At 64.6% G+C, this 23,416-nt stretch carries 20 protein-coding genes and 1 pseudogene; 7 read left to right on the top strand and 14 right to left on the bottom strand.

What is annotated here, in order from left to right:
- The 5 genes and pseudogenes from H8B02_RS05515 to H8B02_RS05530 form a co-directional block, all read right to left on the bottom strand.
- Window positions 1-394, bottom strand: a pseudogene (locus H8B02_RS05515) (hypothetical protein); the annotation flags it as partial.
- A complete protein-coding gene (locus H8B02_RS48415; protein ID WP_312000632.1) occupies window positions 394-1,236 on the bottom strand; it encodes a strictosidine synthase family protein in 843 nt (280 codons plus the stop codon). The gene H8B02_RS48415 and the pseudogene H8B02_RS05515, both read right to left, overlap by 1 nt.
- Entirely contained in the window at window positions 1,209-2,525 is a 1,317-nt protein-coding gene (locus H8B02_RS48420) for an ABC transporter permease (RefSeq protein ID WP_312000633.1), read from the bottom strand. Before H8B02_RS48420 ends, H8B02_RS48415 begins: the two co-directional genes overlap by 28 nt.
- A 167-nt stretch (window positions 2,526-2,692) precedes the next feature.
- Complete coding sequence (locus H8B02_RS05525; protein ID WP_229165238.1) at window positions 2,693-3,718, bottom strand: sugar ABC transporter substrate-binding protein; 1,026 nt, start codon at window positions 3,716-3,718, stop codon at window positions 2,693-2,695.
- Window positions 3,719-3,782: 64 nt separating this feature from the next.
- Window positions 3,783-4,715, bottom strand: coding sequence for an ABC transporter permease (locus H8B02_RS05530; RefSeq protein WP_229165239.1), 933 nt, complete (start codon window positions 4,713-4,715; stop codon window positions 3,783-3,785).
- 172 nt (window positions 4,716-4,887) lie between these two features.
- Here H8B02_RS05530 and H8B02_RS05535 point away from each other — a divergent pair, with 172 nt between their 5' ends.
- Window positions 4,888-5,895: a LysR family transcriptional regulator gene (locus H8B02_RS05535; RefSeq protein WP_229165240.1), complete on the top strand. Its 1,008-nt coding sequence runs from the start codon at window positions 4,888-4,890 to the stop codon at window positions 5,893-5,895.
- 27 nt (window positions 5,896-5,922) lie between these two features.
- Here H8B02_RS05535 and H8B02_RS05540 read toward each other — a convergent pair whose 3' ends face one another.
- Complete coding sequence (locus H8B02_RS05540) at window positions 5,923-8,079, bottom strand: alpha/beta hydrolase fold domain-containing protein (RefSeq protein ID WP_229165241.1); 2,157 nt, start codon at window positions 8,077-8,079, stop codon at window positions 5,923-5,925.
- A 63-nt stretch (window positions 8,080-8,142) separates the two neighbouring features.
- Between H8B02_RS05540 and H8B02_RS05545 the strand changes: the two genes are divergently transcribed.
- Entirely contained in the window at window positions 8,143-8,826 is a 684-nt protein-coding gene (locus tag H8B02_RS05545) for a TetR/AcrR family transcriptional regulator (protein WP_229165242.1), read from the top strand.
- A 67-nt stretch (window positions 8,827-8,893) separates the two neighbouring features.
- Here the strand turns inward: H8B02_RS05545 and H8B02_RS05550 are convergent, their stop codons facing one another.
- Genes H8B02_RS05550 through H8B02_RS05560 form a run of 3 tightly spaced genes read right to left on the bottom strand, consistent with a single transcriptional unit; the run spans window position 8,894 to window position 10,998 of the window.
- Window positions 8,894-9,757, bottom strand: coding sequence for an SDR family NAD(P)-dependent oxidoreductase (locus tag H8B02_RS05550; RefSeq protein WP_229165243.1), 864 nt, complete (start codon window positions 9,755-9,757; stop codon window positions 8,894-8,896).
- A gap of 4 nt (window positions 9,758-9,761) precedes the next feature.
- A complete protein-coding gene (locus H8B02_RS05555; RefSeq protein ID WP_229165244.1) occupies window positions 9,762-10,319 on the bottom strand; it encodes a carboxymuconolactone decarboxylase family protein in 558 nt (185 codons plus the stop codon).
- Window positions 10,297-10,998 (bottom strand): TetR/AcrR family transcriptional regulator, encoded by a 702-nt coding sequence (locus tag H8B02_RS05560; RefSeq protein ID WP_207836667.1) that lies wholly within the window; start codon window positions 10,996-10,998, stop codon window positions 10,297-10,299. Before H8B02_RS05560 ends, H8B02_RS05555 begins: the two co-directional genes overlap by 23 nt.
- A gap of 161 nt (window positions 10,999-11,159) precedes the next feature.
- On the opposite strand from H8B02_RS05560, the gene H8B02_RS05565 reads away from it, so the two are divergent.
- The 3 genes from H8B02_RS05565 (at window position 11,160) to ilvD (ending at window position 15,318) form a co-directional block, all read left to right on the top strand.
- On the top strand, window positions 11,160-12,371 hold the full coding sequence (locus H8B02_RS05565) for an ABC transporter substrate-binding protein (RefSeq protein WP_229165246.1): 1,212 nt from the start codon (window positions 11,160-11,162) through the stop codon (window positions 12,369-12,371).
- 7 nt (window positions 12,372-12,378) lie between these two features.
- Window positions 12,379-13,272, top strand: coding sequence for an MBL fold metallo-hydrolase (locus tag H8B02_RS05570; RefSeq protein ID WP_229165247.1), 894 nt, complete (start codon window positions 12,379-12,381; stop codon window positions 13,270-13,272).
- 201 nt (window positions 13,273-13,473) lie between these two features.
- Window positions 13,474-15,318 carry a dihydroxy-acid dehydratase gene (ilvD, locus tag H8B02_RS05575; RefSeq protein WP_229165248.1) on the top strand — a complete coding sequence of 615 codons (1,845 nt, stop codon included), beginning with the start codon at window positions 13,474-13,476 and terminating at the stop codon, window positions 15,316-15,318.
- Window positions 15,319-15,405: 87 nt separating this feature from the next.
- Here ilvD and H8B02_RS05580 read toward each other — a convergent pair whose 3' ends face one another.
- The 5 genes from H8B02_RS05580 to H8B02_RS05600 all read right to left on the bottom strand — a co-directional run bounded on the left by H8B02_RS05580 (window position 15,406) and on the right by H8B02_RS05600 (window position 21,975).
- On the bottom strand, window positions 15,406-15,621 hold the full coding sequence (locus H8B02_RS05580) for a hypothetical protein (RefSeq protein WP_229165249.1): 216 nt from the start codon (window positions 15,619-15,621) through the stop codon (window positions 15,406-15,408).
- Window positions 15,622-16,029: 408 nt separating this feature from the next.
- Entirely contained in the window at window positions 16,030-18,456 is a 2,427-nt protein-coding gene (locus H8B02_RS05585) for an autotransporter outer membrane beta-barrel domain-containing protein (RefSeq protein ID WP_229165250.1), read from the bottom strand.
- A 587-nt stretch (window positions 18,457-19,043) separates the two neighbouring features.
- Complete coding sequence (locus H8B02_RS05590) at window positions 19,044-20,093, bottom strand: hydroxyacid dehydrogenase (RefSeq protein WP_229165251.1); 1,050 nt, start codon at window positions 20,091-20,093, stop codon at window positions 19,044-19,046.
- A gap of 15 nt (window positions 20,094-20,108) precedes the next feature.
- Window positions 20,109-21,005, bottom strand: a complete 897-nt coding sequence (locus H8B02_RS05595) for an amidohydrolase family protein (protein WP_229165252.1) — start codon at window positions 21,003-21,005, stop codon at window positions 20,109-20,111.
- Window positions 21,006-21,009: 4 nt separating this feature from the next.
- On the bottom strand, window positions 21,010-21,975 hold the full coding sequence (locus tag H8B02_RS05600; protein ID WP_229165253.1) for a Bug family tripartite tricarboxylate transporter substrate binding protein: 966 nt from the start codon (window positions 21,973-21,975) through the stop codon (window positions 21,010-21,012).
- A gap of 186 nt (window positions 21,976-22,161) precedes the next feature.
- On the opposite strand from H8B02_RS05600, the gene H8B02_RS05605 reads away from it, so the two are divergent.
- Window positions 22,162-22,737 carry a thiamine pyrophosphate-binding protein gene (locus H8B02_RS05605; RefSeq protein ID WP_229165254.1) on the top strand — a complete coding sequence of 192 codons (576 nt, stop codon included), beginning with the start codon at window positions 22,162-22,164 and terminating at the stop codon, window positions 22,735-22,737.
- An 8-nt stretch (window positions 22,738-22,745) separates the two neighbouring features.
- Window positions 22,746-23,348 (top strand): thiamine pyrophosphate-dependent enzyme, encoded by a 603-nt coding sequence (locus H8B02_RS05610; RefSeq protein ID WP_229165255.1) that lies wholly within the window; start codon window positions 22,746-22,748, stop codon window positions 23,346-23,348.
- The last annotated feature ends 68 nt before the right edge of the window (window positions 23,349-23,416 follow it).

Genomic DNA, 23,416 nt, shown 5'->3' on the forward strand with positions numbered 1-23,416 from the left:
CGAGCGCGCTGCCGCCGACGGCCTCCAGCCAGCGCGGCGCGGGCTTTGCAGGATCGATCGCGGCGAGCCCCCTGCCCGCGACGCAGACCAGGAGGCGGCCGTCGGGATGCAGCGCGAGCCCGCCGGCATCATCCTCGAACTCGGCGACAACCGTGCGCGTCGCGAAATCGGCGCCGCTGAGCTTCAACACCTGGCGGCCGGCGGAGACATAGATCGCGCCGTCGCCGGCGGAGATGACGTCGTCGACGCCGGGCAGCGGCGCGCCGATCGGCACGGCGGTGTCGAGCCGGTCGTTCGGGCTCATCGCGCCGTCGAGCGGCGGGATCGCGTTCTGACCGCCGTCGCGGTCGATGACGCTGCGGATGTCGCGCAACAGATGATCGAAGAATCCCATTACGTCGTCACCCTGCTTTTGGCGCCCCAATAGGCATCGTAGCCGGTCCAGCTGTCGTCGACGCCGTCGAGCTTGATGCGGCCGATCCGGTTGTTCTCGAGCCCGCCGAGATAGAGATAGCCCTGATGCTCGCGCATCGAGGTCAAGGTCGAGTGCGAGATGCCGGTCGGATCCCACCACGACTCCAGCGCCTCGCCCTGCTCGTTGAATTTCAGCACGCAGCCGTGGTTGAGCGCGGGCGCCAGCCACTCGTCGGTCGGCACCTCCTTGACCATGCGCAGGCGGAAGCCGGGCTTGCGCGCGGCAAGGTCGAAGGTCGGCGTGCGGATGCCGACCAGCGCCAGCCAATAGGTGCCGTCGGAGGCGCGGTTGATGTTGTCGGGGTTGCCCGGCAACTCGTCCATCAGCACTTCGGTCTTGCCCTTGTTCGGCCCCTCGATCCAGTGGCGGAACACCTTGCACAGCGAGGTCGACGCGATCAGGATCGACTTGCCGTCATGGGAGACGCAGATCCCGTTCGGGAAATAGAAGTGGTTGATCACCGTGCGCGTGGTCTTGGTCGCCGGATCGTAGCAGACCACGCGGCCGTTCGGCCGGCCCTCGAGGATGTCGAGGGTGTTGGTGGTCATCTCGTAGCGCGTGGTGCAGTCGCTGAAATAGATCTTGCCGTCGGGCGCAATGTCGAGATCGTCGGCCATGCGCAGGCGGGAATCGTCGTTCAGCTTATACCAGGTGCGGTTGGTCTCGTCGGTGACCTTGAAGATGCGGCCGTCGGGCACGATGCCGTAGACGCCCATGCCGGCGACCGCGACGATCAGATTCTCGTCGCGATCGAACTGCATGCCGAGCGGCCGGCGCCGATATGGGCGAACACCTCGCGGGTCTTGAAGTCCGGTCCGGAGAAGCGGATCACATTGCCGTCGCGGGTCGAGCCGTAAAGCCGGCCCTGGCGGTCGAGGATGACGTCCTCGGGGCCCTCGACCTGGTCGACGCCGATCGCCTGCGCGTTGATCAGCCGGTCGTTCTGCGCGTAGGGCGAGGCCGCGCCGGGCTGCACCGCCGGCGCCGAGGCGAGCGGTACGAAGGCCGGATTGACGTAGATCTTCTGGATCGCCTTGCCGCGGTTCTTCGACCATTTGACGTCGATGCCGACGGCGGCGAGCAGGATCATGCCCGTCACTGCCGAGGTGACATAACCCGGAACGCCCATGCGCACGAGGCCGTTGATCAAGAGGAAGATGATCAGTGCGCCAATCATCGCCCGCCACACCGTGCCCTTGCCGCCGGCCAGCGACACGCCGCCGAGCACCACGGCGGTCAGCGCCTGGAACTCCCAGCCGACACCCGTGGTGGAATCCGTCGAGGCCTGGCGCGCCGCATAGAAGATGCCGCTCGCCGCGCACAGCGTGCCCGACAGCACATAGGTCATGAACAGCATCAGGCGGACGCGGATGCCTGCATGGCGCGCCGCCTTGCGGCTGGCGCCGATCGCGGTGAGGTGCCAGCCATAGCGCGAGCGCGACAGGAAGATGTGGCAGATCAGAAGCACCACGAACAGCGTCGCCGCATTGACGGGAATGCCGAGCACGCTGCCGCCGCCGATGAAATCCCAGGCGTCGCTCTCGACCGAGTTGGTCGCGAACACCTGCGCATAGCTGGTGTTGAGCAGATTGACCGAGGCGCGCAGGATGATCAACGTCACCAGCGTGGTCAGGAACGGCCGCGTCTTCAGGAAGCCGATCAAAAAGCCGTTGATGCTGCCGAGCAGCGCACCGACCAGAAGCGTCGCCGGCACCGCCAGGCCGACCGGCCATTCGCGCACCAAGAGGAAATAGAGCGCCGCGAAATTGCACAGCGCGAAGATCGCACCGACCGAAAGGTCGATGCCGCCGGTGACGAGGCAGAAGCCCATCGCGAGCGCGACGAAGCCGAATTCGGCGAACAGCCGCAGCAGCGACACCGAGTTCTGCACCGAGGCGTAGTCGGGGATGGTGAGCGCGAAATACGCCCACAGCCCGATCATCACGGTGAAGGGAACGACCGGCTCGAACCACTGTTTCAGCAACAGCTCCGACAGCAGGAGCCGGGGTGAGAACCGCCGCACCGATGCGGCAAAGGAATCAACTGCCATCGACATCGCCAAAGCACTCCCTCGATCATGATGCGAGAAATCCCATCGTGATCTTGTCTCTCTTTTTGAGCATGATCTTTTCGGAAAACCGGCTTCCACTTTTCCGGATCATGCTCGTGATACAGCCGGCGCGGGAATGCCCCCCGCGCCGGCTGTCTCGCGCCTTGTTAGTTTTTCTTGGGTAGCGCGAAGCAGGTGCCGCCGAGCGAGGCGTTCGACTTATCGATCCAGATCGGCCGCGTGTAATAGGACAGGTTTTTCGAGCCGGGCTTGTCGCCGGACATCAGCAGGGTTTCAGCCGCGAACATCAGATCGTGGCCCTGCTCGGTCGCCTTGTAGCTGAGGAACTTGCTGAAATTGCCTGACGTGACCTGGTCGCAATCGAGCTGCGAGCCCTCGCCCGAGGCGAACACCTTCACATCGTCGATCTTGCCGGCATTGCGGATCGCCTGCGCGGCGCCCGACTCCATGATGCCCCAGAAGCCGATCGAGGCGCAGAGATCGGGATGCTGCTGGATCACGGTGGCGGTGATGTTGAGCGCGGTGTTGGCATCCCAGTTCGCTGCCTGGTTCGACACCACCTTGATGTTGGGATCCTTGTTCAGCACCTCCATGATGGCGCCGACCTGATCGACGCTGGCGGCTGCGGTCAATTCGCCCTGCACGATCTGCACCTTGCCCGACTTGCCGGAGCCGGTGCCACAGGCCTTGACGGCTTCGTTCGCGAGCATCCTGCCGATCTCGCGCCAGTCGACGCCGACAAAGGCGCCGGACTTGTAGTTCGAGGCCATATTGACCTGGATCACATGCGTGCCCTGGCTTTCGGCGCGCTTCAGGTCCTTCATCAAGAGCGTCACGCTCGGATTCTGCACGATCAGGACGTCGGGCTTCTGGTCGACCAGCGCGGTCAGCGCCTGCTGCATGGCGGACGGATTGTTGTTGGGGTCGCGCACGATGTATTTCATGCCGCGCCACTCGGCCTCTTCCTGCACCACGCGGCCCCATTCGTCGGACAGCGGCACGCCGAGCGCGATCGGCAGGTAGGCGACGGTCTTGCCCTGCAGCGACTTGTCGTAGGCGGCGCGCAGCTCGCGCCCGGCCTTGGTACCTTCCTCTTGCGCCGATGCCGCGAACGGCACCGCGGCGAGCGTCACCCCGGCGAGCAGGATCGTCCAGAACTTGGTCGTCTTCATCGTCTCCTCCACACAAAATTCTTTTGATTGATTTGGATTGCTTTGATTGGCGCGAGGGGCTTGCTCAATCGCCTTGCCGCGCGGTCTCCTCGTCGCGAGGATGCAGCCAGTTGTCGAGCACGATAGCGGCCAGCAGCACCACGCCCTTGATGATGTTCTGCACCTCGCTGTTGACGTCCATGATGGTGAAGGCGTTGAGCAGCGTGCCGATCAGGACGCAGCCGACCACGACGCTGAACACACTGCCGCGGCCGCCGATCAGGCTGATGCCGCCGATCACCACGACCAGCACGACGTCGAAAATCATTGTCCCTTGCGTGATCGCCATCTGCATGCTGCCCGTGGTGCCGACCCAGACCAGGCCTGCAATCCAGGCGAGCAGCGCAACCAAGACGTGCTCCAGCACGATCAGCGGACGCAGCGGAACGCCGGTCAGCCGTGCGGCCTCCGGATTGTCGCCCTGCGAATAGATGAAGCGGCCGATCGAGGTGCGCGACAGGAACAGGTGCATCGCGATCGCGCAGACCGCGAACACCAGGATCGGAACCGGGATGCCGAACAGCCGCCCGGCGCCGAGATACATCAGGCCCGGCGCGTCCTTCGGCGCGTAGACAACCCAGGCCGGCGCGATCCAGAAGGCGAGACCATAGATCACGAAGCCGGCGGCGAGCGTCACGAACAGCGCCGGCGCCTCCACGAAGGCGACCATGACGCCGTTGACGACGCCGATCAGCACCGCAATGGCCAGCGCCAGCAGCACTGCCGTGAAAACGGGCATGCCGTTCTGCATGTAGATCAGGGCGATCGCCCAGGAACCCGCCATGATCGCGACCTCGGAGAGGTCGATGCCGCGGCTGATCACGATCAGCCCCATGCCGAGGCCGAGCACGCCAAGGATGGAAATACTGCGCAACAGATTCAGCAGATTGGAAACGCTGGCAAAACCGTTCAGGGTCAGGCCGAACACGACCAGAAGCGCGATCGTGATCAGGAGCACGATCTGCTCCTGGCTCGGTTTTGCGAACATTGTGCCCGAGCGAGATGATGCCGCAGGGACAGCAACGCCGCGCGATGGCGATTGCACGCTCATCGTTTCCTCCAGGTATTATTTTGCTTGAGACTTTAAGAGCGCCAACTCATATTCGTCAAATGCATTCGACGGATACGGATTGATTATTTCCATGCATGTGCGCGACATCGATCTGAACCTGTTCGTCGTGTTCGACGCGATTTACACCGAGGGCGGTGTTAGTCGCGCGTGCTTCCGCCTCAATTTGACCCAGCCCGCGGTAAGCCATGCGCTGGGCCGGCTGCGCGCGATGTTCAACGATCCGCTGTTCGTGCGCCGCCATCACGTGATGACGCCGACCCCGCTGGCGCGCCAGATCATCACGACCGTGCGCCAAGCCCTCAATGGCCTGGAAACGACGCTGACCCATACCAACCGCTTCGATCCGGCCAAGACGCCGAAGCGGTTCGTGATCGGCCTGCGCAGCAATCTCGAGGCGCCGATGCTGAGCGCGCTGATCAACCGGATCAGCGCCGTTGCGCCGCTGGTCGAGATCGCCACCGTGCGCAGCGAGCGCAACAATCTGGAACGGGAGCTTGCCGCAGGCACGCTGGACGTCGCGATCGATACGCTGCTGCCGCTCTCGACCGAGGTGCGGCGCGAGCAGATCCTGACCGAGCATATCGCGGTATTCGCCCGGCGCGGCCATCCCGAGCTCGGCACGCGGCTCGACAAGAAGGCGTACCTGCGCCTGGAACACGTCTGCGTGACATCGCGGCGCAGCGGCCTGTCGTTCGAGGACTTCCAGTTCCAGCGGCTCGGCCTGACGCGCACCGTGCGCCTGACCTGCCAGAACTTCGCGACCGCCTGCCATGTCGTGAGCCGCAGCAACATGCTGCTGACGGCGTCGGAGAGCGCCGCCTCCGTGCTGGAAGACCCCGGGCTGTTGCAGTGCTTCCCCTGCCCGTTCCCGATCAGCCCGCACGTCAATTATCTCTATTGGCATGCCACCGCTGAAGGCGACACCACCAATCAGTGGCTGCGCGAGCAGCTGCGCGCCGCCGCGGCGTTGCTCGCAGGTAGCCGCTTCAGCAAGAAGAACCGGCGCGCGGCGAGAATGCGCCCCAAGGTGGGCATCCCGGCGCCAACCAGTCTTGCCGCGGAATGACAGCGCCGCGAGCGCCGCAACAAGCCATCATTCGGCAGCCTGCGGCCGCGCATCCTCGCGGCGCAGATGGCGCTGCGCCCAGGCGGCCACCTCATCCATCGTCGCCTGCGTCTCGGGCAGGAACGGGAAGATCGGATAGACATGGACTGAGTCCTCGACCACCCGCAGCGTCACCTCGACCCCGGCCTGCTCCGCACGCTCGGCCAGCCGCGTGGTATCGCTGAGCAACACCTCACCCCGGCTCGCGGTGAGGAACAGCGGCGGCAGGCCGGTGAGATCGCCGAACAGCGGCGACACCAGCGGATCGGTCGGCTCATGCCCTTGGAAGTAGGACGCCCCCATGAACGTGAGCAGGTCGCGATTGGCCGCAGGATCGTCGCCATTGAACTGCCGGATCGTCGGGCCCGACAATGTCAAATCGGCGAAAGGCGCCGCGGCAAGGATCGCCGACGGCAACGGATCGCCGGCATTGCGGAGCGCCAGCACCATTGCAACGGCAAGGCCGCCGCCCGCGGATTCGCCGGAGACCATGATCGAGCTTGCCGGAATGCCGCGCGCCAGCAATGCGCGATAGGCGGCCACCGCGTCGTCGAGCGCGGCCGGATAGGGATGCTCCGGTGCGAGCCGGTAATCGACGGTGTAGCAGGTTCCCTCCACCGCAGCCGCAAGCCGGCTTGCGTATTCCAACGAGCCCCTGGCGGACCCGATCAGATAGCCGCCGCCGTGGAAGTGCAGCACGACGTTGCCACCCTGCGCGTCCGGAGCCGCGACGCGCCAGGCCTTGACGTCGCCAAGCTCGTCCTCCACCGCGGACACGCCTTCGGGCAGCGGAAAGTTGCTCAGGAGGAAGCGGTCATAGGCCTCGCGCAACCCGTCATGACCACGTGCGACATCTTCGGGCCGGAACGCATATTTCCAGAGATCGAACGCGCGCTGCGCTTCGGGTCGCTGCAAGCGCTTGCCTTCGCGCAGGCCGGTGACATTGAGCACTTCGCCGGGCGGCCCTTCGGTGGCCTTGACCACATCATAGTCCCACGCGAGGCCCCAGCTGGTCTCCGCCAGCGGATCGATCCGCGCCATGCCCTTCCATCGGTGGTTGCGGTGGCGCAGGCGATCGGCATCGGTCTCGTGCATCAGCTTGACCACCGCACGCGCACCGGCCTGGATCCGCGTCGTCCGCGGCAGCCGCCGCTGCTCGTACTCATTCAGCGCGCCCGGCACATCGTTCTGCCGTCGCGACAGCACGCGCGCAAGTGTCCAGCCATCCTCGATGCTCTGGCCGGCACCTGCGGCAAGAAACGGCACCATCGGGTGAGCCGCGTCGCCGAGCAGCGTGATGCGGCCGGAGCTCCAGCAATCGATCGGATCGCGATAATACATGCCGGTGATGAATGCGCTCTGGCATTGCTCGAGCATTTTTCGCGCACGCGGCTCGGCGTCGTTGAAGGAGCCCAGCAGTTCGGAAATGTCGCCGGTCTCGTCCCAGGATTCCCGTGTCACCTCGTGCGCAGGCACCGAAGCGAGGATGCTGTAGAGATTTTTCGGCCGCACCCAATAGGTGATCAGCGTCCGGCCCGGGCCGAACCAGTAATTGCCGCGCTCCTCCAGATCGAGGCCTTCGACCCGCTCGGCCGGAATCAGCGAGCGCCACATCAGAATGTTGGCAAAATGCTTCTCCTCCCGGCCGCGCAGATGCTCGCGCACCACCGAGTGGATGCCGTCGCATCCGATCAGCACGTCGCCGCGCACGGTCTCGCCATTTGCGAGCTTCACTTCGACGCCGTCGGCGTCCTGCGAGACCGCCACGCAGCGGGCATCAAGCCGTCTGGCCTCCGGCGGCACCGCGTCGGACAGGATCTGAACCAGATCGGCGCGATGGATATTGTACATCGGCGCGCCATAGCGCCTGGCGGCCTCATCGCCCAGCGGAGCCTGGTAGAGCATCTTGCCGGTGCGCAGGTCGCGGTAGTCATAGGATTGCGGCTTGACGCCAACGCTGCGAATGGCGGCCTCTAATCCAAGCTCGCGCAACACGATCGCCGCATTGGCGGCAATCTGGATGCCGGCGCCGATTTCGCTCAATGCCCCGGCCTGCTCGAGCACGAGAACGTCAATGCCTTGATGACGCAGCGCAATCGCTGTAGTCAGTCCACCGATGCCGCCGCCCACGATGAGTACACGCATGACCTGCTTCCTCTCCGAGTCTGAATTAAGCGATTTCACTTAATTAGTCCAGGATCAGTTCGCATGTCAAGCAGTCGGAAGGGCACGCGCGCGACCTCGGAAGAGACGCGGAACCAGATCAAGGCGGCCGCGCAAATGCTGTTTGCCCGCCATGGCGTCGACGCCGTGACCGTGCAGCAGATCGTCGACGCAGCCGGACAGCGCAACAATGCCGCCCTGCACTATCATTTCGGCTCCAAGGAGGAGCTGATCCGGCAGATGGTCGTCGACGGCGCCACGGTGCTCGAGGAACGACGGCGTGACATGCTCGGCGAGATCGAGGCGCGCGGCGGACCGAAGACCATTCGCGAGTTGATCGTGGTGTTGGTCATGCCCGTCATCGAGCTCGGCGACGACGAGCGATGGCGCGGATATATCCGCTTCACCTCGAATCTGCAGGCCTCCGATCCCAAGGCATTGCGTGAGGCGCTGAACGGCCGCTGGAATGCCAGCTATATCGAATGCTTCAATCAGCTGAAGCAGATGCTGCAACTCCCGGCGCCGATCGTCGAACAGCGGCTCTCGATCCTCGCGATCTACGCCAACGCGATCCTGTCCGCCCACGAAGCTGTGCTCGAGTTGCGCAACACCAAAAGCAGCCGGCTATGGGGCCAGCCCTTCACGATCGAGAATATTCTCGACACGCTCGAAGCCACGCTGACGTGCCCGGCTTCAAAGTGCCTCCTGTCCAAGCTGCCGGAGAGTTGACCGGATCATTGCGGCCACGCCGAGGGCCGCGGTCTGGTCTGCGACAGCCGCCGGAGCGGCGCCCCGCTCACAGTCCGCTCAGGCCGCTATCCACCGCAAGCGTCTGCGCGGTGACGTAGACGCTCTCATCCGACATGAAGAACAGCACCGCATACGCGATCTCCCACGCCGTCGCCTGGCGGCCGAACGGAACATGGCTTTTGCCGCGCGACGGCCGGCCCGCACCGGCCTCGCGGCCGTTCGGGGTGTCGACCAGCCCGGGATAGACCAGGTTGGCGCGGATGCCGCGCCGGGCGCCGGTATGCGCGATGTTGCGCATCAGGCCGCCGAGCGCCGCCTTGGAGGAATCGTACACCGCCATCTGCGATCCCGCCTTCAGCGCCGCGATCGAGGAGATGAAGACGATCGAGCCACCGTCCGCGAACTGCGGCAAGGCGGCGCGGCAGCACAACATCGGGCCGCGGACATTGACGTCGTAGATCCTGTTCCATTCCTCGGCGCTGACATTGTCGAGCCCGGTCTTGCCGAAGGTGCCGATGTTCAGCACCATGCCGTCGAGCCCACCCATCGTGTGATGCGCCTCGTCGATCATCCTGATGACATCAGGCTCCTTGGTGACGTCGGCGGCAATCGCGACGGCGCGACCGTTGTCTTCGGTGATGCGCGCGACTGTAGCCTCGGCGGAGCCGCGGTTGAGGTCGGCGACCGCGACATGGGCGCCCTCGCGCGCGAACAGCAGGCTCATGGCGCGGCCGTTGCCGATCGGGTCGGTCGCAGCATCGAACACGCGCTGGCCGCCACCGACCACCAGGATGCGCCGGCCGTTGAGGCGTCCCCTGCCCGGCGCCATGCCCGTGGACTCCGCGCTCAGCGGACGGACATAGCGCTCCGGCTTCGTGTCTTGCTTGGCCTCTTGCGAAGTCTCCGACATCCCATCAACCCCGCTTCTTGCCGCCCTCATAGACGGCCATGCCGGCGGCCGGATCGAGATCGGTCTCGGTCGCTTCAGTCAGCCGCGCCATCATCATGTAGAAGCCGAGCGCGACGATCGCCTCGACGATCTCCTGATCGCTGAAATGCTTCCGCATGCCGGCGAAAGCCGCCTCGCCGACGCGGACCTTCTCGACCACCTCGCGGCCGAAGCCGAGCAGCGCACGCTCGGCGGCGTTGAGCGCGGAATCATCGTAGTTGCCGCGCTCGACGGCATCGATCTGCGCCTGGGTGACGCCGACGCCGAGCGCGATCGGCACATGCTGGCGCCATTCATAGGCGCCGCCCTCGAGCTGCGCGGCCTGCAGAATCAGAAGCTCGCGGTTGACCGCCGACAGCTTCTGCTTGTGCAGGATCGAGTTGCCGAGCCGCATCAGCGGCATCGCATTGGCCTCGGCATGGGCCATCATGCGGAAGATGTTGAGCTTGACCGGCATGCGGTCGAACGCGGCGCGGATATCGCCGCTCGTGGTGTCCGGATCAATCAGAGGCAGCCTTGCCACGCGTCTCTCCCTTTTTTCGTTGCTTCTTGTCCGAGATGTCTGCGTCCTTTGCCGCAATCAGCGACAGGAAGAATGCGAGATAGCGGTCGATCGCCTCGATCACCTTCGGTCGCGGCGAGGCCTGCGCGCCCATCACATAATGTTCGAGCCTGACATAGATCAGGCCGGCGGCGAACAGCCGCGCCGCCTCGCGCGGGTCTGTAGTCGTGATCAGTCCGGCGAGCGCAAAGCCGCGGAAGTAGTCCGTCATCAGATTCTGTTCGCGCGCATAGAAGTGGTCGGCGAACTTGGCGCGGATGCCGGGCACACGGTTGCGTTCGGCGGTGATGACCTTCTGGAACTGATGCTCGCGCGGATCCGACCATTGTTCGACGAGGTCGAGCGCGAACTGGCGGCAGAACGCCGCCGGCTGCTGCGCGAGCTGCCGGTAGCGCGGCGCCTCGAGACGGTCGGCCGAACTCGCCGGACCGTGCTCGCTGACGATCGCTTCGAGGATCGCGGCCTTGCCGGGGAAATGATTGTAGAGGCTGCTCTCGCGGATGCCGACGCGGCGCGCGAGCTCGCGCATCGACGCGCCGCCATAGCCGCTTTGCGCGAACAGGCTGAGCGCCTCGCTGAGGATGCGCTCGCGGGTAGAGGTCACGACCGCCTCGGCCGCGCTGGATGTGGAAGCCGCCATGGCGCCTTGACTAACGAACGATCGTTCGCTAGTCAACCGTACGAACGATCGTTCGTCTGCACGGCGGCGGTCGCGGCCTGCAAGCCGCGCAGGCGGCGGGCGAAGTATTCGCGTTTCAACTCCGCCCCAAGAGGCGGAGAGCAATCTGGGGAGATTCCGTCATGGCGCGCCTCGTCCGCACTCATTTGCGCGCGGCCCTCTTGCTGCTGCCGCTGATCGCCGCCGGCACCGTCCATGCAGAGAGCGCGAAATATGACTCAGGCGCCGACGACGAGACGATCAAGATCGGAACCACCGCGCCGCTGTCCGGCCCCGTCTCGGCGTTCGCGCAAATCGCGAAATCGGCGGAGGCCTATTTCCACAAGGTGAATGACGAGGGCGGTATCAACGGCCGGCGTATCCAGATGATGATCGCCGACGACGCCTACAGCCCGCCCAAGACGGTGGAGCAGACGCGCCGCCTGGTCGAGAGCGACGAGGTGCTGTTGATCTTCGGCGGCGTCGGCACGCCGACCAACAGCGCCGTGCACAAATACCTCAACGACCGGAAGGTGCCGCAGCTCTTCCTCGGCTCGGGTGCGGCGAAGTGGGACGATCCGAAGAATTTTCCGTGGACCGTCGGCTGGCAGCCGACCTATCGCGACGAGGCAATCGCCTACGCCAAATACATCAAGGCGAGCCACCCGAACGCCAAGGTCGGTGTGCTCTATCAGAACGATGACCTGGGCAAGGATTATCTAAAAGCGCTGGACGAAGGCCTCGGCAGCACCGAGGCCATCGTGGCGCGGGCGGCCTACGAGACCACCGCTCCCACCGTCGATACGCAGATCCTGCTGCTCAAGAGCAGCGGCGCCGACGTGCTGCTGGTCGCGGCGACGCCGAAATTCGCGGCGCAGGCGATCCGCAAGATCGGCGAGATCGGGTGGAAGCCAACCACCATCATCTCCAATGTCTCGGCCTCGATCAGCGGCGTGCTCGAACCCGCCGGAAAGGACAATGCCACCGGCGTGATCTCGAGCCAGTACCTGAAGGACTCGACCGACCCAGCGCTGAAGGACGACGCCGGCTACAAGGAATGGGTCGCCTTCATGGACAAGTATCTGCCCGACGCCAACAAGAGCGACTGGCTCAATGTCTACGGCTACACCATCGCGCAGACGCTGGTCGCGGTGCTGAAGGCCGCCGGCAACGACCTTACCCGCGCCAATGTGATGAAGCAGGCGACCAGCATCAGGGATCTGCATCTGCCGATGCTGATCAACGGCACCGCGGTCAACAATTCGCCGGAGCGGTATACGCCGATGACCAGCCTGCAATTGATCCGCTACGATGGCACGCGCTGGGTGCCGTTCGGCGACCTCATCAAGAACTGAGCACCACATGCGCCAGATCACGATCGGCAGCATGCGGATCGACCGGCTGGTCGAGATCCCCTCGCTCGCCTTCGACAAGACATGGCTGTTCGCCAATGTCACGGACGAGGTGATCGCCGCGAACCGAAGTTGGCTCGATCACCGCTATATCGAGCCGGAGACCGGCCGCTTCATCCTGAGCCACCACTCTTATCTGGTGCGCACGCCGCGCTGGACGGCTGTTGTCGACACCTGCTGCGGCAATCACAAGCCACGTCCGCGCGTGCCGGCCTGGAACAATCTTAACCAGCCCTATCTGGAAAACATGGCCGCGCTCGGCGTGCGGCCCGAACAGGTCGACTTCGTGATGTGCACGCATCTGCATGTCGACCATGTCGGCTGGAACACGCGGCTGATCAACGGGCGCTGGGTGCCGACGTTTCCGAAGGCGCGCTATCTGATGGGACGCGCTGAGTTCCGGCACTGGGAGGCCGCGCACCGGGCAAACCCGCCCACACCGGTCAATCACGGCTCGTTCGAGGATTCGGTGCTGCCGGTCGTCGCGGCCGGCCAGGCCGAATTCGTCGAGACCGATCACCTGCTGTTCGACAAGCGCGACGCGGGCCTGCGCTTTGCGCCGGCGCCGGGCCACACCGCCGGCAACATGCAGATCCATCTCGACGGCGACGGCGACCATGCCGTGATGTCGGGCGACGTGATCCATCATCCGATCCAGTGCGCGGAGCCGTGGCTGTCGAATGCCGCCGACGTCGATCCCGCGGCGGCGCTCGCCACCCGCGTGACGCTGCTGGAGGAATTGGCGGATACGCCGAGCTATCTGCTGACCGGGCACTTCCCCGCCCCGACCGCAGGCCGCGTGGTCAGGCATGGCGAGGCCTTCAGGTTCAGGTTCGAGGCGTAGCATCCGCCACGAGCAAGCTGAGCTCCCTCCTCCGCAAGCGGAGAGGTAAAGGGAGCACGCGGACAGGCCCTCCGGAAACTCCCGAGATCGGGATCGCGTAGCGGGGTTCAGCCATGCGGTTCCGCGCTTGAATCCACGTGCACGGGCGGGCATAAGGAACCCCATCTCCCCTAAAAAATGGCCATAGCCCAAGGATTTACGATGCCCGCCTATCGCTCCCGCACCACCACCCACGGCCGCAACATGGCGGGTGCTCGCGGCCTGTGGCGCGCCACCGGCATGAAGAACGAGGATTTCGGCAAGCCGATCATCGCGGTGGTCAATTCCTTCACCCAGTTCGTACCCGGGCATGTGCATCTCCAAAACCTCGGCCAGCTGGTGGCGCGGGAAATCGAGAAGGCCGGCGGGGTGGCAAAAGAGTTCAACACCATTGCGGTCGATGACGGCATCGCGATGGGCCATGACGGCATGCTCTACAGCCTGCCCTCGCGCGAGCTGATCGCCGACAGCGTCGAATACATGGTCAATGCGCATTGCGCCGACGCGATGGTCTGCATCTCCAACTGCGACAAGATCACGCCCGGCATGCTGATGGCGACGCTGCGCCTCAACATCCCGACGGTGTTCGTCTCGGGCGGCCCGATGGAATCGGGCAAGATCCTGCTCAAGGGCAAGAAGCGCGCGGTCGACCTGATCGATGCGATGGTCGCGGCCGCCGACTCCAACGTGTCGGACGAAGAGGTCGAGGTGATCGAGCGCTCGGCCTGCCCGACCTGCGGTTCCTGCTCCGGCATGTTCACCGCGAATTCGATGAACTGCCTGACCGAGGCGCTCGGCCTCGCGCTGCCCGGCAACGGCTCGGTGCTGGCGACCCATGCCGACCGCAAGAGCCTGTTCGTCGAAGCCGGCCATCTGATCGTCGATCTCGCCCGCCGCTATTACGAGCAGGACGACGCCAAGGTGCTGCCGCGCAACATCGCGAACTTCGAGTCGTTCGAGAACGCGATGACGCTCGACATCGCGATGGGCGGCTCGACCAACACCGTGCTGCATCTGCTCGCCGCCGCGCGCGAGGGCGAGGTGCCGTTCACGATGACCGACATCGACCGTCTCTCCCGCAAGGTGCCGGTGCTCTGCAAGGTCGCGCCCTCGGTGCCGGACGTCCACATGGAGGACGTGCATCATGCCGGCGGCATCATGGCGATCCTCGGCGAGCTCGACCGCGCCAGGCTGCTGACGACCGACGGCCCGACCGTACACGCCGCGACATTGAACGACGCGCTGAACCGCTGGGACGTGGTGCGGACCACAAGCGACAAGGTGCGCAACTTCTACTGCGCCGCCCCGGGCAACGTGCCGACCCAGGAAGCCTTCAGCCAGGACCGCCGCTTCGACGAGGTCGATCTCGACCGCGAAACGGGCGTGATCCGCAACGCCGAGCATGCCTATTCCAAGGATGGCGGTCTCGCCGTGCTGTTCGGCAACCTCGCCGAGGACGGCTGCATCGTGAAGACCGCCGGCGTCGATCAGAGCATCCTGAAGTTCTCGGGCCCGGCCCGCATCTTCGAGAGCCAGGACGCCTCGGTCGAAGCGATCCTTGGCAACAAGGTCAAGGCCGGCGATGTCGTGCTGATCCGCTATGAAGGTCCGCGCGGCGGCCCGGGAATGCAGGAGATGCTCTATCCGACCAGCTATCTGAAGTCGAAGGGGCTCGGAAAGGCCTGCGCGCTCATCACCGACGGCCGCTTCTCCGGCGGATCGTCCGGCCTGTCGATCGGCCACGTCTCACCGGAAGCCGCCGAAGGCGGCCTGATCGGCCTCGTCGAGGAAGGTGACATCATCGAGTTCGACATTCCGAACCGCAAGGTCAACCTCAAGGTCGACGATGCCGAGCTCAAGCGCCGCCGCGCGGCGATGGAAGCCAAGGGCAATGTGGCGTGGAAGCCGGCCGCGCCGCGCAAGCGCGCCGTCTCGACCGCGCTGAAGGCCTATGCGGCGTTCGCAAGCAGCGCGGCGAAGGGTGCGGTGCGCATCCTGCCGGAGTAATCGGCCAAAGCGTTTTCGAGCGAAAACGCCTCAAAACAAAAATCCAGAGCCTCGTTGCGATTCAATCGGAACGTGGCTCTGGACGCGTCAGGTCACTTGCAAGTCGGCCGCTTCGATCCGGATGCGGTCGGCATGCAATGACCAGTCGCAGAGCGCCTGTTCCTGACAGAATATGAGCTTGGCCATCTCGGTGGCCTGGCCTTCGCTCGAGGCGTCGACCTCGAGTTCGCCCTGGCAAACCTCGCGCTGGCGGCCATTGCCGCCCAGCACGTCCTTCATGAAATGAACGACGAAGCGTGACATGGAACCCTCCCCGCTGGACCGGAAGAGCCGGGGGTACTGCTTTAGCACTAACGCGAAAGGGAGTTGAGTTAATTCGGCGCGCCGATGCGGCGCTTCCCAGCGGGAAAACTACGCCCCAGCCTCAGGCAGGCTGGCGGCAGCGATCGCGACGATCTGCGCAAGACGGCGGCCGATTTTCGCAGGCGCGTTGCGCAGCAATGACTGGACCTGTCGCATGACATTTCTTCCTTCCGTACCCGGAATGATCGGGCACCTCAGGAAGATGGCGACATCGGGCTAAGCCGTCGATATCTCAGGGAAAATAACAACGGACGCGTTGTGAAGTGGTGCTTTTGCAGTGGGTTTATTGCCGCAATCGGGCTGACGGCGAGGGAGATTTTCTCTGACAATCTTGGACGCCACGCACGTTCACCACTGATACCGGACCACGCCTTTCCCGCCGTAGCTCGAGGCGACGTCGGAGAACTCGCCCTCAAACGTTGCCGCCACCGACCAGCCGTTCAGCCATTTCATCTCGACCGACGCCGTGGTCAGTGCAGAGTCGGCGGCTTGCGCCGCGCCGTTGACGACAAAACTCGCGCCGGGCAGCGCCTGGAAGGTCGCGCCGATCGAGCGGTCGGGATTGAAATCATGCGCCCAGGCGAACCGGGTGCGCAGCGTCAGCACGCCGTCGGCCATCGCAAACGACTTGTCGGTGCGGAAGCCGAGTTCGCTGCGGGCGCCAGTGACGCTCTTGGCACCATAGGCGAGCGCGAAGGCGGCCGAGCCGACCAGCGCCCGCTCGGCATAGGCGGGCAGATCGAAGGTCGTGAACTGGCCCGCGGCATAGGGCGTGATGCCGAGACCGCCGGCCCAGGGGGTAACGAAGCGATAGCCACCTTCGACGCGTCCCGAATAGGCGTTTGCGTTGAACTCGGCGCGCAACTGATCGATGCCCGCGACGGTGACGGTGCGATTGGTGGTGACGTCCTGCCAGCCATAGGCCAGGGCCGCCGAGATATAGGCCGGCCCCTCATTGTGGCGGACATAGCCACCGGCCTGGAACAGGTCGGATCGGCCGAAGCCCATGCCGTTGACGTTGAAGTTGGTACCGCCACCAGCGAGCGCGAAACCGGCAATCGTGTTCGGCGAGAACAGATAGTCGGCCCCGACGGCGGTCCCAAAGACGCTGCTCGTGGTGTTGTTCGATCCCACCGCAGAATTGCCGTCGGTGGTTTGCGAGCCGCCGAATCCGGCCGCCCACACGCTCCAGCGCGGCACGAACGGCGTCGGCGGCGCCTTGGTGAACATCGCATACGCGTCGTGTGCGCCGCTCGCGTAGCCTAGCGCTCCGTCGGCATAGCCGGCAGGTCCCGGGGTGGGAGTGGCCGATCCGGTCCGGTTCATGAAGGGATCGGTGAGGACCCCCATGAACTGGGTCATGGCGTCGAACGTGGTTTGTTGCGAGCCCGTGCCGAGCTCACCCGAAGCTTGGGACAGTTGAGGCGGCGACAACGCGGCATACACCAACGGAATGCCACCGGTCGCATTGAAGTAATTGCTCAGCGCATTGCCGACCGCGTGCTGATTACCGTTGAGACCGGGAAGCGCGAAGTTCAGGACTAGGTTGAGATAGGCGTTGTTGGCGTTGTAGCTCAGCGAGGTATGCAGGTTAGTTGGCAAGTTGGTGTTGACCGTGTTGGGCGCGAAGGTGCCCGACACGCCGCCGGCCGCCGTCAGGATCGTGTACTGCTTCTGGACGTAACTGCCATTGGCAAACACCGCGTTCACAGTCGCGCCGCCGAGCATCGCAGTCCCGCTGACATTGGTCGATGCCGCAGAAGATGGCGTCACTTGCACCAAATAAACCGCGCCGGATTGGAAGGCGAGATTGCCAGTGACGGTAAGCGTGCCGGTCGGGTTGGTCGCATTGCCGGGCGCGAGTGTGCCGCCGCTCATGATAGTGGTCGTCGCGGGATCGACGATACCAGTACCGCTCAAGGTACCACCGGAATTGACCGTTACACTCGACGAACTGGCGATCGAGCCGTCCACCTCCAGCGTACCGCCGTTGATAGCGGTTGCGCCAGTGTAAGAATTGGTGCCCGACAACGCCAATGTGCCGCTGCCGACCTTGGTCAATCCGCCGGCCCCGCTGATGACGCCGGAAAAAACGGTCGAGAGATTATTGCCACCAACCGCCAGGGTATTCGCGCCAAGACGGATATTGCCGTCCCCCTCGATCGAACCTGCGGTGGTGCCGCCGGTCGTCAGGCCCGAAATGTCGAGTACGCCGCCCCCGTTCAGGATGAAGCGCGCGGTGCCGCCGCTGGCCGAGTTCTCGATGACAGTTATGCCGCCGCTATCGGTGATGGTGGCGTTGCCGGCTGTGCTCGAATCGAGAAAATTCAAGAAGAGATTATTGTTGATGATCGCATTGCCGGCCGTGCTGCTGTCGCGGAATGTGAGACTGAAGCCGTTGTTGATAGTGGCGCTGCCGGCCGTACTCGCGTTTAGGAATTGTACCGCGCCAAATTGGTTACCAAATTGACTGATGTTGATCGTGGCGCTGCCGTTCTTGATAACAATGCCGGCGCCATTGAATGTGAGTGTCTGGCTCACGTCGAACGTATAAGCGGAAGCCCCGGCGTAGAAGGTCCAGCCACCGACGCTGGTGATGTTGGACGAGAACGACAGGCTCGTGACGTTCGAGACACCGAACGTGGCGGTGCCGGTCGGTACGCTTCCTCCTGTCCAGTTGATGCCGGTATTGAAATCGCGCGTCCCGGGAAGGGGTCCCGCAAACGGGAATGTACTCCAACTCGCGTCCTGAGCAGCGGCCGGCAAGACCGTCACGACCAGCACTAAAAACGCAAACAGGCCAATCCAGTACGAAACGAGCGTTCGCCGCCCGCAAAATCCTGTACCGAGGTGCCGATTCGGCACAACAGCGATATTCCCCGACTTCACTTTCAGCGACCCCAAGCATCCCTGCTGGACAAATTGCCGCAGTTGAGGCCAAGGAGCAACGAAGAGAAACGATGTCTTGTGAGCTTTTCCGTTACATGTTGTGAGAAAAGCACAGCTTGAGGTTTAGTAGAGTTGCGACAGAGTTGTGACCGCGCTCGATCGGATTCCGCCGCAACCAGCTACTCATGGCTCCACTCACGCCATTTGCGTGAGGCACGCACCGGCGGAACAGTTTCCCTTGCGGTATCTCTCCCCGCAAGGCGCGGGCGCCCGCACGATTTCGGAATATTGGAAATGTACCCCTGAGTTGCCCGACGCGTCAAGTTGACTGATCGATCCGCCGGCAGCCGTCAGCTCCTTTGCATGGGGTTGTTTTCGATATTTTGGCCGCGCGCAGCCCCCCAAGAGGGAAGCCTGACCAGCGCGCCGACCTCACCTGGCTGACTTCACCGTTGACAGCAATGACCGTCGACCTACCCTGGCATGAACCCGAACGCCTTCTCGAACCTTCTGGCGTAAACCGGCCAAACCTCGGGATTGATGATGCGCGGCGGGCGCTTGCCGTCCAGCGTATCGAGGATCTGTTCGGCTGCGATGCGGCCCATGTTGATGCGCGCCTCGCGGGTGACGCCGGCGGTGTGCGGGCTCGCCAGCACATTGTCGAACTGCAGCAGCGGATGATCCGGCGGCGGCGGTTCCTTGGACCAGACGTCGAGGCCGGCACCGGCAATGCGTTTTTCGCGCAATGCCTCTTCCAATGCCTTCTCGTCGTGGATGAAGCCGCGCGCGGTGGTGACGAAATAGGCGTGCGGCTGCATCAGCGCGAATTCGCGCGCGCCGATCATGCCTCGGCTCTTGCTGTCCAGCGGACAGGAGATCGAGACGAAATCCGCGCGGCGCAAGAGATCGTCGAGCTCGACCTTCTCCCCGCCCCGCTTCGCCATCTCCTCGGCCGTGAGATAGGGATCGTAGGCGATCACCTTCATGTGCAAGAGGCCCTTGCACAGCTCGGCGATGCGGCGGCCGACATTGCCGAGGCCGACGATGCCGACGGTCTTCTCGTTCAGCTCGTTGCCGATCAGATCGTTGCGGTTGACGTTGGCCTCGCGCCGCAGCCGGCGATCGGACTGAATGATGCGCTTCGACAGCGTCAGCATCATGCCGAGCGCGTGCTCGGCGACCGAGTTGGCGTTGCCGCCGGACTGGTTGACCACCAGTACGCCCGCCGCGGTGCAGGCCTCGACGTCGACCGGATCGAAGCCGGCGCCGTTCGAGGAGACGATCAGAAGGTTCGGCGCGCGCTTCAACAGCTCGGCATGGGCATGGAAATGCGGCGCCAGCTCATCGCGGGCGGCGCCGATCTGGTAGGCATGCGCATCGGCGAGAACCGGCGCGAATGCCGCCTCCGGCGTCTCGTTCTCCAGACGGTCGAGCCGGACATCTGGCCGCTTCTTCAGGATGTCGACGTAGATCTCGTGGGCGAGGTATTTGACGTAGAACACGCGCTTGTTGTTGACGGTCATGTCTTCGAGCAGCTTTCAGTTTGGGAAGCCATAGAGTCGTGCGGGATTGTCGACGAGGATGCGGTGGCGGGTCGCCGCGTCCGGCGTCCACTCCTGGAACAGCGTCAGCAGGTGGCCGGCGTCGGGCATCTCGCCCTCGACCCGCGGATGCGGCCAGTCGCCGCCCCACACCAGCTGTTCGGAGTTGGCTGATACCAGCGCCTCGTGGAACGGCCGCGCATCCGGATAATCCGGCGCGCGCTGACTCAGGCGATGTGCGCCGGAAAGCTTGGCCCAGCACCAGCCCTCGCCGACCGCGCGCAGCAGGCTCTGAAAGCCCGCGGTGTTGATGCCAGCGGCCGCATCGGTGCGGCCCATGTGGTCGACCACGACCGGCAGGCCCAGCGCCTTCAGCGTCGGGACCGTGTCAGGCAAATCCTTCACGTCGATCCAGAGCTGCAGATGCCAGCCGAGCTCGGCCATCACGGCCGCATGCGTCCCGGCGACGCTCAAGGGAATGCCGCCGCGATAGTGCAACTGGCCGCCGCGGAAGAAATGGTTGAAGCGCAAGCCGCGGACGCCGAGCACATGCCATTGCCGCAGCGTGCCCGCCGCCACATCGGCATCGGCCACCGCGACGCCGCGCAGCCGCGCCGGCTCGCGCTGCAGCGCATCCAGCATCGCCGAATTGTCGTGTCCATGCGCGCTGCCCTGCACCAGCACGCCGCGGGAGAAACCCAGCGCATCGAGCATGCCGAGATAGGTCGCGAGCGGCGCGTCCGGCGGCGTGTAGCTGCGATCGGCGGCATAGGGGAAGCGGTCCGCCGGGCCGAACACATGCGCATGCGTATCGCAGGCCTTGGGCGGCAGCTTCTCTCTCGGCGGCGTCACCGGACGCGGCGGCAGGCAGGCGGGAATCTCTGATACAGCCATCTTCCTACTCCGCCTTCATGCCGGCGGCCTTGATGATCGGCCCCCATTTGTCGTAGTCGGCCTTGATCTTGGCGGCGAACTTGTCCGGCGTGGAGCCGATCGGGATCGCGCCGAGCTTGCCGAGACGCTCCTTCACGGCATCCGTATTCACGGCCGCGACGAAATCATGCGAAATCTTCGCAACGAGATCCGCAGGCATGTTGCCGGGCCCGAGCAGCCCCCACCACACCTCGGTATCGTAGCCCGGCACGGCCTCCGACATGCTGGGCACATCGGGCAAGAATGGCGCACGCGAGGCCGTCGTCACCGCCAGCGCACGAACCGTGCCGGCCTGCAACTGCCCGACCGATTCCGGCCCGTTGTTGAACGACATCGGAATTTGTCCGCCCAGCAGATCGTTGATTGCGGGCGCGCCGCCCTTGTAGGGGATCGCGTTGAGATCGATCTTGGCGAGGCTGTTGAGCAGCTCGCCGGCCAGATGGGTCGAGGTGCCGTTGCCGGCATGGGCAAAGGACAGGCTGCCGGGCTTCGCCTTCGCCGCCGCGATCACGTCACTGACCGACTTGAACGGTGAGTCCGCGCGCACCAGCAGCACGTTCGGCGATGACGCCAGCAGCGAGATCGGCGAAAAATCCTTGAACGTGTCGTAGGGCAGTTTTGGATAGAGGAACGGATTGGTGGCATGGCCGCTCGCCACCATGATCAGATTGTAGCCATCGGGCGCGGAGCTCACGATCGCCTGCGAGGCGATCACCCCGCCGGCGCCCGGCCGGTTCTCGACCACGATCGACTGCGTCCAGCTTTTCGACACCGCTTCGGCTAGCGTCCGCGTCAGCACGTCGACGCCGCCGCCCGGCGGATATGGGACGAGAATATGAACGGCCTTTGCCGGGTATGGCTGCGCGGACGCAAGGCCGGCCACGACGGTGGCCGCTGCCGCAATGGCGGTCCGCCAGACCCATCCGGCCATCGACGCCTCCCGTCCCTTGATCGTTCCGTCCCTTGATCGTTACAGCCTGTATCGCACGCCGGTTGGGCACTACGATGGCCCAATTCCGCAGATCGCGTTGCGGCCTCGACATGTTGACAATCGCATGGTCAGCGTCAAGTTTCATGGCGCAAGCGATCATCAGCGTCGCGCGAGAGGGAGAACAGGATGGCGGCCGCGGAACAAGCCTCGTCCAAGGATAAAGCCAAGGATAAGTCCCAGGATGCGGCGACCACCTGGCACGGCATCGTGCTGCAGACGCTGAAGCGGAACGAGATCAAGCTGGTGCCCTATGTGCCCGACCGGGTGCTGACCACGCTGATCAAGGACCTGCACGCCGATCCGTATTTCACGACGTTTCCGACCGCGCGCGAGGAAGAGGCCGTCGGCATCGTCTCAGGTGCCTGGATGGCGGGCACGCGCGGCGCCGTACTGATGCAGACCTCGGGCTTTGCCACGCTCGCCAACGTGCTGGCCTCGCTCGCGGTGCCCTACCAGATCCCGCTGATCATGTTCGTCTCCGAGCGCGGCACGCTCGGCGAGTTCAACTACGGCCAGGCGCTGGTCTGCCGCACCATGCGCCCGATGCTGGATTCGCTGGCGATGGAACATCACACCATCACCCGGCTCGACGAGCTCGAATTCATCGCCGACCGCTCGATCAAGCAGGCCGTCACCACCCAGGCGCCGGTGGCGCTGATCCTCTCGCCGCTGTTGACCGGCGGCAAGACCTTCGACAAGTGAGATCAGCCATGACCAACGCACACGCGCGCAACACCAAGGTGATGAACCGCTTCGACCTTACCCAGCGCCTCGTCGCCGGGCTGAAGGACGAGGCCGTGATCGGCGGCATCGGCAACACCAACTTTGATCTTTGGGCCGCCGGCCACCGCCCCGAGAATTTCTACATGCTGGGCAGCATGGGACTTGCGTTTCCGATCGCGCTCGGCGTCGCACTGGCGCAGCCGAAGCGCCGCGTGTTCGCACTCGAAGGCGACGGCTCGCTGTTGATGCAGCTCGGCTGCCTCTCGACCATCGCGACGCTGGCGCCGAAGAATCTCACGATGGTGGTGATGGACAACGGCATCTACCAGATCACCGGCAGTCAGCCAACCCCGGCGGCAGGCCATACCGACATCGTCGCGGTCGCGCTCGCCAGCGGGATTGCGAGCAGCTCCTGGGCCGCCGACGAGGACGATTTCGAGCGGCTGATCGAACAGTCGAAGTCAGCACCCGGCCCGACCCTGATCGGCGTCCGCATCGACGACAAGCCCGGCACCGGCACCACCCGCCGCGACCCCGTGCAGATCCGCGAGCGGTTCATGCACGGGATGGGGGTTAGGCAGTTGCTGTAGGGCCGCCCGGCCGCAGGCCCTGTTGCAACGTAGAATCCGTCATTACGGGCCACCTGGTCGGCGCGCAG

This window comes from Bradyrhizobium altum (assembly GCF_020889705.1).
Taxonomy (GTDB): domain Bacteria; phylum Pseudomonadota; class Alphaproteobacteria; order Rhizobiales; family Xanthobacteraceae; genus Bradyrhizobium; species Bradyrhizobium altum.